The sequence below is a fragment of the Enterobacter cloacae complex sp. IR5441 genome, assembly GCF_049238215.1.
Lineage (GTDB): Bacteria > Pseudomonadota > Gammaproteobacteria > Enterobacterales > Enterobacteriaceae > Enterobacter > Enterobacter hormaechei_C.
The window spans coordinates 61,231-76,257 of sequence record NZ_JBMKIA010000019.1; the positions used below are offsets into that span (position 1 = coordinate 61,231).

Annotated in this window: 11 protein-coding genes and 1 pseudogene; 2 read left to right on the top strand and 10 right to left on the bottom strand. The window is 57.2% G+C overall.

Annotated elements, in window-relative coordinates; all coding sequences use genetic code 11:
- Positions 1-34: 34 nt before the first annotated feature.
- The 5 genes from ACOTX5_RS18350 to ytfQ form a co-directional block, all read right to left on the bottom strand.
- Positions 35-1,603, bottom strand: coding sequence for a methyl-accepting chemotaxis protein (locus ACOTX5_RS18350; protein ID WP_015572503.1), 1,569 nt, complete (start codon positions 1,601-1,603; stop codon positions 35-37).
- 93 nt (positions 1,604-1,696) lie between these two features.
- Positions 1,697-2,698: a galactofuranose ABC transporter, permease protein YjfF gene (yjfF, locus tag ACOTX5_RS18355; protein WP_045911369.1), complete on the bottom strand. Its 1,002-nt coding sequence runs from the start codon at positions 2,696-2,698 to the stop codon at positions 1,697-1,699.
- Positions 2,685-3,710: a galactofuranose ABC transporter, ATP-binding protein YtfT gene (gene ytfT / locus ACOTX5_RS18360; RefSeq protein ID WP_017383922.1), complete on the bottom strand. Its 1,026-nt coding sequence runs from the start codon at positions 3,708-3,710 to the stop codon at positions 2,685-2,687. The genes yjfF and ytfT overlap by 14 nt, the downstream gene beginning before the upstream one ends.
- Positions 3,711-3,720: 10 nt before the next feature.
- Entirely contained in the window at positions 3,721-5,223 is a 1,503-nt protein-coding gene (gene ytfR / locus ACOTX5_RS18365; protein ID WP_017383923.1) for a galactofuranose ABC transporter, ATP-binding protein YtfR, read from the bottom strand.
- Between the two features lie 103 nt (positions 5,224-5,326).
- Positions 5,327-6,283: a galactofuranose ABC transporter substrate-binding protein YtfQ gene (gene ytfQ, locus ACOTX5_RS18370; protein WP_017383924.1), complete on the bottom strand. Its 957-nt coding sequence runs from the start codon at positions 6,281-6,283 to the stop codon at positions 5,327-5,329.
- 309 nt (positions 6,284-6,592) lie between these two features.
- On the opposite strand from ytfQ, the gene ppa reads away from it, so the two are divergent.
- Complete coding sequence (ppa, locus tag ACOTX5_RS18375; protein ID WP_006810347.1) at positions 6,593-7,123, top strand: inorganic diphosphatase; 531 nt, start codon at positions 6,593-6,595, stop codon at positions 7,121-7,123.
- Positions 7,124-7,266: 143 nt separating this feature from the next.
- Here ppa and ACOTX5_RS18380 read toward each other — a convergent pair whose 3' ends face one another.
- From ACOTX5_RS18380 to tamA, 3 genes are read right to left on the bottom strand one after another with little or no spacing between them, the layout of a single operon-like run.
- Positions 7,267-7,611 (bottom strand): gamma-glutamylcyclotransferase family protein, encoded by a 345-nt coding sequence (locus ACOTX5_RS18380; protein WP_017383925.1) that lies wholly within the window; start codon positions 7,609-7,611, stop codon positions 7,267-7,269.
- A 2-nt stretch (positions 7,612-7,613) separates the two neighbouring features.
- A complete protein-coding gene (gene tamB, locus ACOTX5_RS18385; protein WP_032103141.1) occupies positions 7,614-11,390 on the bottom strand; it encodes an autotransporter assembly complex protein TamB in 3,777 nt (1,258 codons plus the stop codon).
- Positions 11,387-13,120, bottom strand: a complete 1,734-nt coding sequence (tamA, locus tag ACOTX5_RS18390; RefSeq protein ID WP_017694656.1) for an autotransporter assembly complex protein TamA — start codon at positions 13,118-13,120, stop codon at positions 11,387-11,389. Before tamA ends, tamB begins: the two co-directional genes overlap by 4 nt.
- Before the next feature lie 224 nt (positions 13,121-13,344).
- Between tamA and msrA the strand changes: the two genes are divergently transcribed.
- Positions 13,345-13,986 carry a peptide-methionine (S)-S-oxide reductase MsrA gene (gene msrA, locus ACOTX5_RS18395; protein ID WP_006810351.1) on the top strand — a complete coding sequence of 214 codons (642 nt, stop codon included), beginning with the start codon at positions 13,345-13,347 and terminating at the stop codon, positions 13,984-13,986.
- Here msrA and ACOTX5_RS18400 read toward each other — a convergent pair.
- Both ACOTX5_RS18400 and ACOTX5_RS18405 read right to left on the bottom strand, forming a co-directional pair.
- Positions 13,987-14,913 (bottom strand): annotated as a pseudogene (locus tag ACOTX5_RS18400) (LacI family DNA-binding transcriptional regulator); the annotation flags it as partial. It lies immediately after the preceding gene.
- Positions 14,914-14,925: 12 nt separating this feature from the next.
- The coding region (locus ACOTX5_RS18405) for a hypothetical protein (protein WP_223230349.1) at positions 14,926-15,027 on the bottom strand (102 nt) is incomplete at its 5' end.

The window sequence follows — 15,027 nt, forward strand, 5'->3', positions numbered from 1 at the left end:
CACGAAAAGGGGAGCCAGGCAGGCTCCCTTTTTTTCAGGCCGTTTGCATCGTCAGCTTGAAGGAGGCCATCGCTTCCATCAGCTCGCGCGACTGTTCCTCCAGGGAACGAGTTGCCGCAGATGATTGCTGGACCAGCGCCGCATTTTGCTGCGCCGTTTCATCCATCTGATTGACGGCGATATTCACCTGCTCAATACCGCGGCTCTGCTCCTGGGACGCCGTCGCAATTTCACGCATCAGTTTGGTCATACGCAGCACTTCGGTAGCGATCTCGTCCATCGTCTCACCGGCCTGCTGCGCCAGCTCGCTGCCCTCGTTCACGTGGGTTTGCGAATCGCTGATAAGCGAGCGGATCTCTTTCGCCGCATCAGCACTGCGGCTGGCGAGATTACGCACCTCACCCGCCACGACCGCAAAACCTCGCCCCTGCTCACCCGCACGCGCCGCTTCAACGGAGGCGTTCAGCGCCAGAATATTGGTCTGGAAGGCAATGCCGTCGATGACGCTCAGGATATCGGCGATGCGCGCCGAGCTGCCGGAGATGTCGCGCATCTTCTCAATGACATAACAGACCATTTCACTGCCGTGATCGGCGGTATCGGAGACCGACTTCGCCAGCTGGTGCGCCTGCTCGGCGTTATCGGCGTTAAGTTTCACCGTGGCGGTGATCTCTTCCATGCTGGCGGCCGTCTGCTCCAGCGAGGTGGCGGTGGATTCCGTGCGCTGGGCCAGGTTCATATTCCCGGCCGTCAGCTCGCGGCTGCCGGTATCAATCTGCGAGCTGGCGTCACGCACCCGCAGAACCGAGTCCATCAGCGACTGGCGCATCCCTTCGATCGCCGCGTTAAGGCGATTAAATTCCTGGCTCGCCGGCGCGTTCAGGGTATGGGTTAAATCCCCGGCCGCCACATGTTCCAGCTGGGCAATCGAGGCTGAAAGCGGCTTGAGCAGCATATGGCGCAGCACCAGCCAGGCCAGCACGATAATGCCAGCCGTCAGCAGCGCCGCGACGATAATCAGGATCAGCACGCGGGTTTTACTCGCCTGCACGGCGCTCACCTCCGCTTTACCGCGCGCCTCGCTCCATGCCTGGAACGCCTGCATATCGTTATCAAACTGCTTCGCCACCGGGACCAGCTTGTTTTCCAGCAGATCGTAATAGCTGTCCGCGCTTTGCTCGTTCAGGGCTTTCAGCATCGGGCTGATACCCTGCTGGTTGTACACCGCCAGACTCGCGGCAACGTTATCCAGCAGCTTTTGCCCCTGCTCATCCGCCACGCCGCTGCCGATCACGTCCTTCAGCGTTTTCTGTGCCAGCGCCACTTCCTGGTTAATGGTTTTGACCGCCCTGGCCGCATCGTCCAGCAGGCCGACCTCCATCATGCGGACGGCCTGCCCCGCTTCGTTACGCGCGCGCAGGATCAGCGTATAGCCGGCATTCAGCTGCACCATCTGTTCACCCTGAAGATGATTGATGCGCTGGAGAGAAGCGGAACTTTGTGTAAGGGCATAAATGCCGATGCCGCTGACAATCAGCAGCAGAAGGGTCATAACGGCCAGTAAAGAGAGCAAGCCGGTACGAATCGATAGCGTTTTAAGCATGATGTTATTTCCGGTAGCGAGATATTTCTGGGCATAAAAAAAGAGTATCGGCCGCTACCGGAAAATGTTTAGAGTTTAAGCAATTTCAGCATGTTATCGCCCTGTTACAGAGGTATTCACCCGGGTAACAGGCGAGCTCTGGCGGTTCTCCCACAGCACCGTCAGGCCGCGCTGAAGCGCGATGAAAATAAACAGCAGAATGCCGATGGCGATTTTGGTCCACCAGGAGCTGAGCGTGCCGTCGAAGTTGATATAGGTCTGAATCAGCCCCTGGATCGCCACGCCAAACAGCGTGCCGAGCACCGTCCCCACTCCGCCACTGAGCAGCGTACCGCCAATCACCACCGAGGCAATGGCATCCAGCTCAACGCCCACCCCCGCCAGGGCATAGCCTGCCTGGGTATAAACCGAGAAGACAATCCCCGCGAGCGTGGCCAGCCCGGTCGAAAGCATGTAGATGCGGATAGTGGTGCTGCGCGTGGAAATTCCCATCAGGTTCGCGGACGTGGCGCTGCCGCCAATGGCATAAACCTGGTTACCAAACCGGGTACGGTGGGCGAGGAAGATCCCGATCACCACCACGCCCAGCATCAGCAGCCCCATTGCGCTCAGGCGTCCCCCGCCGGGAATTTTCCACGCCAGGCTGGAGAGCGTGTCGTAGATCGGATGGTTAATCGGAATTGACTCCTCTGACACCAGATAGCTCACGCCGCGCAGGAAGAACATCCCGGCGAGGGTGATGATAAAGGCCGGGATTTTCAGCGCATCGATCAAAAGCCCCATAAAGGCGCCGAACGCGCAGCCCATGACCAGCACCAGCGGAAAAGCCAGCAGCGGCGGAATCCCCCAAAAGCCAATCGCCTTGGCAAGGAACACGCCGGTAAAGGCGATCACCGACCCAACGGAGAGGTCGATCCCGCCGGAGAGGATCACAAACGTCATGCCGACGGCGATAATGCCTAAAAAGGCATTGTCCGTCAGGATGTTGCAAATCACCCGCGTGGAGGCGAAGCCCGGGAACTGGGTCAGGCAATAGAGGTACCCCAGCACGAACACGCCCAGCGTGATCATTAACGGCAAATTACGTTTTATCATGACCGCGGTTCCCCTTAATGAGAGTGATAAAGCGCGGCGACTGCACGATAAGTACGATAAGCACCACGACCGCTTTGACGACCTGATTCAGCTCCGGCTGGAACCCGGAGAGCAAAATACCGGTATTCATACCCTGAATAATCAACGCCCCCACCACCGAGAGCAGCAGATTAAAACGTCCGCCCATCAGCGATCCACCGCCGATAACCACCGCGAGGATCGCATCCAGCTCGAGCCAGAGTCCGGCGTTATTGGCATCCGCTCCGCGAATATCGGCGGCCACGATCACCCCGGCAATCGCAGCACAGACGCCGCTCAGCACGTAAGTCAGCATCACCATCAGCCGCGTATTTACCCCGGCGTTTTTCGCGGCCCGAATGTTAATCCCCACCGCTTCGATAAACATCCCGAGCGCCGTTTTGCGGGTGAAAAGCCAGAACACCACCAGCGTCACCAGCGCGACGATCACCGGCGTCGGGAAGAACAGAAAATTACCGCTGCCGATCCACGCCAGGCTCGGGGAGTTAAAGGTGACGATTTGACCGGAGGTGATAAGCTGCGCCACACCGCGCCCGGCCACCATCAAAATCAACGTCGCGACAAACGGCTGGATCTTGAGCACTGCGACCAGAATGCCGTTCCATAGCCCGGCTAATACACCGGAGCCCAGCGCGGCCAGCAGAACCACTGGCAGGCTGTGCCCGGCGACGGTCATCGAGGCGGCGGTGGCGCCCGCAATCGCCATTACCGCACCGACGGAGAGGTCGATCCCGCCGGTGGCAATGACCAGCGTCATACCAATCGCCAGCAGCGCCACGGGCGCGGCACGGTTTAAGATGTCGATCGGGCTACCAAACAGGCGGCCATCCTGCACGACGATCTGGAAAAAATGCGGAGCCACCAGGCTATCCACCAGCAGCACCAGCAGCAGCGCCACGATTTGCGGCGTGCCGGTCGGCCAGGTGAAGCGGCGCTTCGCTTCGCCAGTTTGCGAAAGAGAACGGGACATCACATTTGACTCCTTACGCCGCGATGGCATTCATGATCGCCGGTACCGACAGTTTATCCAGCGGGATCTCTGCCACCTGCCTGCGATCGCGCATGATGATGACGCGATCGGCATAGCCGACCAGCTCCTCCAGCTCAGATGAGATCACCAGCAGCGCCAGACCGTCGGCGCAGAGCGTTTCGATAAGCCGGATGATTTCGGCGTGCGCGCCCACGTCGATACCGCGCGTGGGCTCGTCGAGGATCAGGAATTGCGGCTTGGTGAGCAGCCAGCGCGAGAGGAGAACCTTCTGCTGGTTACCGCCCGAGAGGAACTCGATGGGCTGTTCCGCGCTCGGGGTACGTATACCGAGCTGGCGGATGAAGCGCTCGGCAATCGCATTCTGCTCGCGCTTAGGGATCGGACGCAGCCAGCCGCGCTGGGCCTGTAGCGCCAGAATGATGTTTTCCCGCACCGAGGCGGCGGCAATAATCCCGTCCGTTTTCCTGTCCTCCGGGCAGAAGCCCACGCCGAGGCACGACGCCTGATGCGGTGAACGTAGCGTTTGTGGTTTGCCTTTGATCAGCGCCGTTCCGCTGTCGGCAGGTTTGATCCCGAAGATGACTTCGGCGGTTTCGGTGCGCCCGGAGCCTAACAGCCCCGCCAGACCCACAATTTCACCGGGGCGTACCTCGAGGTTAAACGGCGCGATGGTCCCTTTTCTGCCGTAATCGTGAAACGCGGCGATCGGTTTTTCGCTCAGCAGCGTACGGCCCGCGCGCTGAAGCGCGTTGGTCTCGAGCTCGCGGCCCAGCATCATTTTGACCAGCTCTATCTGCGGCAGCTCGCGGGTTTCCCGGCAGCCGACAAAGCTGCCGTTGCGCAGCACCGTTATACGGTCGCTCACCTCGTAAACCTGATCGAGGAAATGCGTCACGAAAATCAGGCTGACGCCCTGATTACGCAGCTGGCGCATCAGGGTAAAAAGCATCTCCACTTCCTGGGTATCGAGGCTGGCGGTGGGTTCATCGAGGATCAGCACTTTCGCCGAGAGATCGATAGCGCGACAGATCGCGACGATCTGCTGCATCGCTACGGAAAAACGGTTCAGCGGTTCGCGCACGTCGAGAGAGAAGCCATACGATTCCATCAGCTTCGCGGCGCGCGCTTCCATCTCTTTGCGGCGCAGCAGGCCAAAACGTCTGGGTTCGCGGCCAATAAACAGGTTATCCGCTACCGACATGTTTGGCAGCAGGTTCACTTCCTGGTAGACCGTGCCGATCCCCAGTTGCTGGGCATGCGCGGTGTTTTTGGGCGAAATGGCGTTACCTTCCAGCCAGATAGCGCCGCGATCGGCGTGATAGACCCCGGTCAGGGTTTTAATCAGCGTCGACTTCCCCGCCCCGTTTTCGCCGAGCAACGCCATGATCTCCCCACGCCGCAGGCTGAAATCAACGTTATCCAGCGCCTTAACGCCAGGGAAAAATTTACTCAGGCCCTCTGTGCGGAGGATTTCCTGGTGTTGTTCGGTGGTCATGGTTTCCCCCTGCATCAGGCCGGATGACGCTACGCTTATCCGGCCTACAAAAGAGCGTATCGTAGGCCGGGTAAGCGCAGCGCCACCCGGCAATTTCACTGGATCAGTAGCCCATATTTTTCTTCTTCTCTAACTCTTCTTTCGCCGTGTCCGGCAGGTAGAGCGTGGATTTGGTGATGGTCAACTTCTCAGGCTGGGTGCCGTCTTTCTTGAATTTCTCCAGCGCATCGAATGCCGGGCCCGCCATATTTGGCGTCAGCTCCACGCTGGCGTTCGCTTCGCCGTCAATCATCGCTTTGTAGATGTCCGGTACGCCGTCGATCGAGCCGGTGAGGATATCTTTGCCCGGCTTCAGGCCCGCTTCTTTGATGGCCTGGATGGCGCCGATTACCATGTCGTCGTTGTGGGCATAAACCATGCAGATATTTTTGCCGTTATTTTCTGCCTTGATGAAGCTTTCCATGACCTCTTTACCCTTGCTACGGGTGAAGTCGCCGGACTGAGAACGGATGATTTTGATGTTTGGTGCTTTGGCGATGGCCTCCGCGAAACCTTTCTTACGGTCGATAGCCACGCTCGCCCCGACGGTGCCCTGCAACTCAACCACGTTACACGGCTTGCCATCCACCTGCTTCACCAGCCAGTCACCAATCAGTTTGCCTTCCAGCACGTTATCGGCGGTGACGGTGGTCATATAGAGAGATTTGTCTTTTACGTCGATGGAACGGTCGAGCAGGAAGACCGGAATTTCAGCATCTTTGGCTTCCTTCAGCACCGGCTCCCAGCCCGTGGCGACAACCGGGGCAATAAAGATGGCATCCACGCCCTGAGCGATAAACGAGCGCACCGCTTTAATCTGGTTCTCTTGCTTTTGCTGACCATCGGCGATTTTCAGCGTAATACCGCGCTTTTCGGCCTCACTTTTCGCCACATTCGTTTCAGCGGCGCGCCAGCCAGATTCAGATCCGACCTGCGAAAATCCAACGGTTAAGGGTGCGGCCATCGCCATAGACGACATGGCTGCCGAAACTGCTGTAACAAGAAGTAAGCGCTTCCACATATGAACGTCCTCGTAGGGTAGGTTATTGTTGGTTAAAAGATGTTCCGCGGATGAACTATAGCCAATGGAATATGTTACGGATTGCGTTACATCACACTTCAGAAAAGTGAATAAAACGTTAATCACAAGTTTGTAATCGCTTTCATTTCAACATTTAAAATGCGGCTGAGTTTATGGATTATCCTGTCATGGAAACGGTCTGAAAAGTGAAGGCGCGAGGGAGAGAAGACGAAAACAGGCGGAGACTTTCAGCGCCAGTTGGCTATAATACCTGCCACTTGTTTACCATCCATTTTAAAGGACACCGACATGAGCTTACTCAACGTCCCTGCGGGTAAAGAACTGCCAGAAGACATCTACGTTGTGATCGAAATCCCGGCCAACGCAGATCCAATCAAATACGAAATCGACAAAGACACCGGTGCGCTGTTCGTTGACCGTTTCATGTCTACCGCCATGTTCTATCCGTGCAACTACGGCTACATCAACCACACTCTGTCTCTGGACGGTGACCCGGTTGACGTACTGGTCCCAACGCCATACCCATTGCAGCCAGGCTCCGTCATTCGCTGCCGTCCTGTTGGCGTGCTGAAAATGACTGACGAAGCGGGTGAAGATGCGAAACTGGTTGCCGTACCGCACACCAAGCTGAGCAAAGAGTACGATCACATTAAAGATGTGAACGACCTGCCAGAGCTGCTGAAAGCGCAGATCGCCCACTTCTTCGAGCACTACAAAGATCTCGAAAAAGGCAAATGGGTTAAAGTTGAAGGCTGGGATAACGCAGAAGCGGCGAAAGCAGAAATCATCGCCTCCTTCGAGCGTGCTGCTAAGAAGTAATTCTTACTGCTGAGACTAAGCCCCGCGCGTCGGGGCTTTTTTGTGGCTGGAGAGTTTCGCCCGGCGGCGCTACGCTTGCACGGGCCTACAATCAGCAAGAGGCGCAAAAAGACAACGCCACCTTACGGTGGCGTTGTCTTTTTTCAGAACTGGTCTCTGTCTAACCAGTTACCGCTTTCAATCAACGTTAACCCGTCGACCGAACGTTGGTACACGTACATCCATGCACTGCCGTAAGGCGTCTGGATCAACTGGCGAGCGTATTCACCGCCCCTGGTGCGCAAGGCATCAAGTTCGGCCAGCGTGGCATTATCAATACGATAAACCTCACCCTGTACCGTTCCGTTCCCCGGAACCGCGCCTGGATAGTGGCCCAGACTGTACAACTGGTAGTTTTCGATTGTGTAATTTCCCAGCAACTGGGCGTTGGTCATCCAGTGGCTGTTGCCTTGCCTGGTTCGTAAACTGCCGTAAACAAATATTCGCATTGCTAAAACTCAAACTGATAGAGCAGATCAAGTGCCTGGTCTACGCCGGACACTGCTTCCAGATATAGCTTAGGCATCAGGCGATAACGTAACGTGAGTGTAGCCAGTGAGTCAAAGATCCCCACGCCATATTTTACCTGTAGACCCGGCAGTACATAGCCGCTGACCACTACCTGCGAAGAGTCACCCACGCCCTGAGTGTCCAGCGCCAGATTGCTTACGCCAAACGTCTCGCCGATTTTACCCACAACCTGACCACTTTGTGCAACCCCCAGACCGACTAACATTGATGTCATTGCCGCACCATCGCCCTGTTGGCTATCCAGACCCTGGCCGCGAAGGAGGTAAGAGAGCGCTTCCTGTTGCGACATGGCCGGGTCAGAGAAGATCTCTGCCTTAGGTTCATCGGCGGAGCCCGTCACGCGCACGCCTGCAATCACATCATCTTCGGTGGCTTCCGGGTTACGGATCGCTTCGATATTGAGTACCGGCTGATCCGGTGGACCGGAGAACAGCAGCTCGCCTTTACGCACAATCAAATCCTGCCCGTAGGCATGGAAGCGCCCTTCAGGAATATTGATTTGTCCATTGAGGCCAAGTCCCTGTTGATCCTGCGCCACTTTCAGGTCACCCGTGAGTCTCGCCTTCAGCCCAAACGCGTCCAAACGCACGTTATTCCCCACGTGCACGATAAGATTACTATTGATCGGTATGCCAGCGCTCTTCTGTTCAACAGGTTTCAGATTTTCATTGAGCATAACTTCGTCACTGGAGACGCCAACCGCGCTTTCCGGCACCTCGTGAACCACGATGCGCGCCCACGGTACGTCAACACGGCCGTCCAGGGTGAAGAGACTCGGCGTTGCCTCAAAGACCACGTCTGGCGACACGTCCAGGCGCACCATCGGCGGTACCGTGATACGCACCCTGCTGCCCTTGGCCGCAATACGGGCGCGCCAGTTGTCGAGCTGGCTCCAGTCTGCGTCACCGCTCAGGTTGATTTGTCCCTGCTGCGTCAGCACTGAGCCACTGAGGGTTGAGCTTTGGCCGTTAAAGTTCATCGTCAGCTGGCTTGGCTGCATATCGAACGGCATAAAGTTACCGTCAATGTCCACGCCGTTTAACCGCATCTGGCCAAACAGCTGTGGGCTTTGCGCATCCCCCGCCAGACGCAGGTTGGCGCTGAGCATCCCCGCCGCCTTTTCTCCCCGCGAGAAGATCGGATTCACCATCGCCAGGTTGAAGTTGCGAATATTGACGTTGCCGCCGAGATTGCGCCGCCCTTGCGGATCGGTAATTTGCACCTGTCCGTCAAACTGACCGTTGTTGGTCAGGCGGATCAGCCATCCCAGTTCCGCACGATTGTTACGCAGGTCAGCGTTCACATTCAGGGTGTCGAACGCCACCGGCAGCGGCGCGTCATTGACCTCCTGCGTCACCTTCACGTTACGCCCGGAGAGGGTAACGCTGCCCTGCGGCAGTCCCTCTTTGGTGGTGTCCCACGCGACGTCCGCTTTGCCGCTGAAGACCCCGCTGGCCTGGGTGGTTTCCGGCATAAACGGTTTCAGCATCGCCAGGTCGAAACGGTTGAGGTTGATCTGCGCATGTCCTTCCGCGCCCGCATCAATGGTCTGCGGCACGCACAGCTCAGCATTCGGGTTGGTCCAGCAGTGTGGCCCAATGCTGATCTTTTGCTCCGCGTTGCGGTAATCCAGCGCGACAGACCGCGACAGCACCAGCGGGCCGACCGGCGTGCTGAAGCGGGTGTTATCCAGCACGCCTTTCCAGCGCGTCGCCTGGCGGTCAAAACTGCCCGTCAGGTGCAGCTGCCCGGAGACCGGCTCGCCCTGCACGCGTAGCTGGAGATCGTGCTGCTTTTCGTTACCTTTTGCCGCCAGCGTGACCAGACTGATGTTCACGTCCGGCTGAGAGATACGCTCCACGCGCAGATCCAGGTTTCCGCCGATCTGATCGGTGGATTTCACGTCTCCCTCGACACGCACGCGGGCAATAGAAAGTTCCTGCCAGCGCAGGTTATTGGCGGTGATGTCCGCCAGCAGCTGCGGCGCCTCCACCGTACCGCGAACCTTCACTAACCCCTTCGCCGTGCCGCCAAGACCCGGCAGGGCGTTATCGAGATTTGGCGCGTCGATGGTGGCATCCAGATTGAGGTCTTTCACGCCCAGCTCGCCTTTAATATCCGCCGTGTTGCGACCCAGCGCCACGTGCAGGCCCGGGATCACCCACTGGAGATAGCTGTTGCCCTTAAGCGAGCCCTCTACGTTGACTTTGTTCTGCTTCACGTTGCCGGTGAGCTTGAGTTCCGGCACGTCCATCTGCCAGGTGCCACCGTACAGGCTACCGCGGGTTTTGATCAGGCCATCCAGTTTTGACGGCCAGTCCGGGACCTCTTTAGCGGTGTTGATCCCGGTCAGCTTCAGCTCGCCGCGCCAGCTGATCGCCTGCTGCCAGTCGAGCAGCGCGGTCAGCTCGGTTTTTCCTTCCAGCGCCGCCACGGTCAGCTTGTCGAGGTTAACCTGCAACTCGTTACCCTTCGCATCCAGGGTGATATCGGCGGGCGGTACCCCCTGCCCCTTCACTGCCGTGCGGAACGACAGCGTGTAGTCGGTCATTTTGCCACTCAGCTTCAGCTTCAGATCGTCAGCCTGGAACTGTTTTTCGCCGGTGAACGGCCAGTAAAGCTGCTTGCTGACAACCTCAAGGTTGAGCGGTAAACCGGCCTCTGCCAGCTGGGTTTGCCCGCGCAGCACCATATCCACCGGTCCGGAGAGGTTCACGCCGAACTCCAGCTTCTCGCGCAGCGCGCCGCCGACTTTCACCTTCACCTTTTCGCCTTTCAGCGGATCGATGTTCAGGGCGCTGTTCAGCGTAATATCTACCGGCCAGTTGTCACGCAGTAGCGCATTGCCTGAGGCGTTGACCGACCCCTGGTTAGTATCAATATCCAGCGCGTCGAGCTTCATGTTGCCGTCGATACTGCTGACTTTAAGCAGCATGTTGAAGACCGTCAGATCGGTATCGCCGGTCAGACGCAACTGCTCGCCCTTAAACTCTTCGATATTGAGGTTCAGCGGCAGATGCACGTCGGTCATCTCCGGCAGAACCGGTTTCGAGAAGAGATCTTTCAGCGTTTCGCCCAGCGGTTTTTCTTCCGGCTGCGGGTTCTGGATCTTCGGCTCGACGATCTCTTCCTGCGCCACGTCGGCCACCTTCGGTAGCGCAATCAGCAGCCCTTGCAGGGAGGTTGGGGTCAGAGTGAGGTTTTTCTCCTGCCAGCGCAGACCAGAGGTGAAATCCATCACGGATACCGTCGTGTCGTCGATTTTGATATTCACGTTATCCAGTGCGACCCGGTAAAGCGCAATCGGGTACGGCGTGGAGAGGTTCAGCGGGCCGCTGTCCTCTTCTTCGACAGGCTCGGACTTCGGCATTTTTTTGGAATCTATCGCCACGTTAACGTCTTTTAGCGACAGATCGTTTACGCACAGCTGGCTGTCCCGCAGGCAGCCGAGCTTGACCGCCAGATGAAACTCGCCCGCATTCACCGCCACACCGGGCTGTTCATAACGGATATTTTTCAGGCGCAGATCGCGCCAGCCGCCCGTTACCTGGCCGATTTCCAGCCCCGGCACCCAGCGGTTCGCGGCGTTAAACAGCAAATGCAGGCCCGTGGTGGTGCCCACCAGAAACGCCACCGTACCGAGCAGTAATACGATAAAAATCAGCACCCCGAGGCTTATCTTCTTCCATAAACTCATAATTCAGGCCCCAGACCGATGTAAAACTGTAAACCGTGTTCGTCTTTGTCGCCCACCGGAACGGCGAAATCGAGCTTGATGGGCCCGACCGGTGACTGCCAGCGCACGCCTACGCCCGCGCCGGTTTTGAAATCGCTGCGGCGGATATCGTTCACCGCTTCACCGCCGTCAACGAACATCGCTCCCCACCACTTGCCGCTGACGTTGTACTGGTACTCCAGCGAGCCAGTCGCCAGTTTTGACGCCCCGGTCAACTGGCCTTTGTCGTTTTCAGGTGAGATCGATTTGTACTTATACCCGCGAATGCTGCGGTCGCCCCCGGCGAAGAAGCGCAGATCCGGCGGGACGCGTTCGAAATCACCGGTTTCGATCCAGCCGAGATTACCGCGCATCACAAAGCGGTGTTTGTCGTACAGCGTGCGGATCCAGACGTTTTGCGCCTGAAAGACGGAGAAGTCTACGTCGGAGCCCCAGGCGGTGTTGGAGTAATCGATGGAGTAGCGCTGAGAATCGCCCCAGGTCGGCATCAGGCCACCGCGCGAGCGGGTACGGCTGATCATCACGCCCGGATAAAGCAGCATGGTGGTGTTGGTGACGTTTGCCTGGGTAAAGTGGTCGAGGCTCCAGCGCAGGTTAATGGCGCGCTGCCAGCCGCTGGAGAGATCCCAGAAGCGTGATACCGCAAGCGTCGTCGAGTCCTGCTCGGTATCGTTCAAATCGGTACGCTTAAAGCCGCCCTGCACGAGGTAGTATTGCTCAAGCGGATTTTTCAGCAGCGGCATTTTATAGCTGAAGTCCAGCTGCTGTTCAGGCGCAGACAGGCTGACGCTGGTGGTCAGGCTGTGGCCGTAGGAGTTCATCCACGGTTTTTTCCATGAGGCTTTCACGCGCGGGCCGACGTCCGTGGAGTAGCCGACACCGGTCTCAATGGTGTTCTCGGTGCGCGGAGAGACCACGCCATGCAGCGGTAACACTTTCGTTTTACGGGATTTATCAAATTCCGGCGCTACCACCACGGAGTTAAACCAGCCCGTCGCGGACAAACGACGGTTCAGCTCGCCCAGGTCGCTGGACTGGTAGTAGTCGCCCTTTTTAAACGGCACCAGATTTTGCAGATACTCGTCACGGATTTGCGATCCTTCGAAGGTCACATCGCCAAACCGGTAGCGCTCGCCGCTGTCGTAATCGATATCCCAGAATGCCTGACGTCGCTCAAGCGCAACGCCCAGCTGGCTTTTGTTGAACCGGCTGTCGAAGTAGCCTTTGCGCAGCGAAACGCTGGTTAAGGATTTTTTAAAACGATCGTAATCCCCGTGATTGAGCACGGTGCCCACTTTCGGACGGGTGCTGAGCAGATCCAGGTAGTCCCGATCGGTGCGCGCACCGCCGCGCAGCACCACGTTCGTGCCGCCAATCAGGACGGGTTCGCCCGGCGAGACGCGGGCAATCAACACCTGGCGTCCTTTCGCCGGCGGCGGGCGTAAATCGAAATCGATGGTGGGTTCGTAGTACCCCAACGCCTTTAAGCCTTCGCGGATGGCGTCATCCACGCGCGCGCGAAAACGCCGATCCGGCGTGACCTCATCGCTCTGGATGGTAGAAAGCTGCGCACGCACGTTTTTTTCCAGCGCCCCGGATAACCCCTCAACCTGCAAACGGACATTCGCCGCGCTGGCAATCCCGCTGGTCAGCATTAAACTGACTAAACATAACTGGCGGATCTTTGTCACGTTTTCTCCTGAATATCCCTGTTTCCACCCTGGAAGCAAATGCAGTGCCGCTCCGCGGCAAAATACGGCCTGAAAGCCAAAAACCCAAATTACGGGTTGAAAAAGGGTGTAACACCCAAATATTTCTTATGATTAAATCTAGACTCATTCATCGCATTTATTGTGTTCAATTAAACGCTTCGTGACAACCTTAACCGAAACAACGCTACCCGGGAGGCCCCACCGTGAGTTTATTCGATAAAAAGCATCTGGTATCACAAGCCGATGCGTTACCGGGACGCAACACCCCTATGCCAGTGGCAACATTACACGCCGTAAACAACCATTCAATGACAAACGTTCCTGATGGAATGGAGATCGCCCTGTTTGCCATGGGCTGCTTCTGGGGCGTAGAACGCCTGTTCTGGCAACTGCCGGGCGTGTACAGCACCGCTGCGGGCTACACCGGAGGATATACGCCTAACCCAACCTACCGCGAAGTCTGTTCCGGTGAAACCGGTCATGCTGAAGCGGTGCGTGTGGTGTATGACCCGAGCGTCATTAGCTATGAACAGCTGCTCCAGGTGTTCTGGGAAAACCATGACCCGGCACAGGGTATGCGTCAGGGTAACGATCACGGCACCCAATACCGTTCGGCCATCTACCCGCTCACCCCAGAGCAGGAGGCCGCCGCCCACGCCAGCCTGACGCGTTTCCAGGAAGCGATGCAGGCGGCCGGTGATAAACGTCAGGTCACGACGGAAATCGCTACCGCGAAACCGTTCTACTATGCCGAAGACGACCACCAGCAGTACCTGCATAAAAATCCGTATGGCTACTGCGGCATTGGCGGCATCGGCGTTTGCCTGCCTCCCCAGCAGGCCTGATTACTGCATCAGCGCCACGCGAGCCGCGTGGCGCGTGGCATTACTCACCGAACCGTAATCAATGACTTTCCCCTGCAACAGCAGGTTAAACACTGGCGCCTGTGGTCGGTTGAGCCGCGTTTGCAGCAAATGCACCGCTTCTATGCCCAAATCCCGACAGGGCACCGTGATCCCCGTAATGGGCTTTTCAAGCCGGTTTGCTAAATTCCACGCAAAATCGGTGGTGATGATGGAGATGTCTTCCGGCACGCGCAGCCCATGCCGCTGTAACGCCTTCAGCACACCCTCGGTCATGCTGGTGCTGTTGGGAAAAATGACCTCAGGCCACTGCGCTCTGTCGTGACGTAACAGCCACGCATCCAGCTCGCGCTCAGCCTCTTCAGCGGTAAACCACTCCGTGACCAGTAAATCCCGCTGCGGCTCAAACGCCACATGAAAATGCCGGTACGCTTCTTTAATTCCATCCAGCCGGGCATAGAGCGTGTCCCGGCGTAAACAGGTAATGGTCAGCACCCGGCGATGCCCCTGCTCGAAAAGATATTGCATCGTGGTAAAGCCGATTGCGCGATGATCGGGGGAAACCGAATCCAGCATCCGGTCCCGGTCAACGGAATTAATTAATACACAGGGTTTATTCAGCGTGCTGGCCAGCTTAAATATGGTGGAATCATCCGTACCAATGATAATTATTGCGTTAATATTTTTATGGCTTGCCTTTTCCATAAATAATTTCACGTCCGCATTTTGTTCCTCTAATCCGCAATAACTGATCCAGACATTATGTGGCGCGCTGGCTTCCGCAATGCCTTTGGTCACTTCCAGATAAAAAATATCCCCACGCCCCTGAAACGTTCTTTCAGGCGCAAATACAGCGATTCCGTTAATTAAAAGCCGTCCGCTCGCCATCGACTCCAGCACGCCAAGCTCTGAGAGATCCCCTCATAATTTCCCCAAAGCGTAACCATGTGTGAATAAATTTTGAGCTAGTAGGGTTGCAGCCACGAGTAAGTCTTCCCTTGTTATTGTGTAGCCAGAATGCCG

Coding starts and splice junctions, on each gene's coding strand:
- ppa (WP_006810347.1), top strand. CDS start 6,593: ATGAGCTTACTCAACGTCCCTGCGGGTAAAGAACTGCCAGAAGACATC.
- ACOTX5_RS18380 (WP_017383925.1), bottom strand. CDS start 7,611: ATGCGAATATTTGTTTACGGCAGTTTACGAACCAGGCAAGGCAACAGC.
- ytfQ (WP_017383924.1), bottom strand. CDS start 6,283: ATGTGGAAGCGCTTACTTCTTGTTACAGCAGTTTCGGCAGCCATGTCG.
- yjfF (WP_045911369.1), bottom strand. CDS start 2,698: ATGATAAAACGTAATTTGCCGTTAATGATCACGCTGGGCGTGTTCGTG.
- ACOTX5_RS18350 (WP_015572503.1), bottom strand. CDS start 1,603: ATGCTTAAAACGCTATCGATTCGTACCGGCTTGCTCTCTTTACTGGCC.
- ytfR (WP_017383923.1), bottom strand. CDS start 5,223: ATGACCACCGAACAACACCAGGAAATCCTCCGCACAGAGGGCCTGAGT.
- tamB (WP_032103141.1), bottom strand. CDS start 11,390: ATGAGTTTATGGAAGAAGATAAGCCTCGGGGTGCTGATTTTTATCGTA.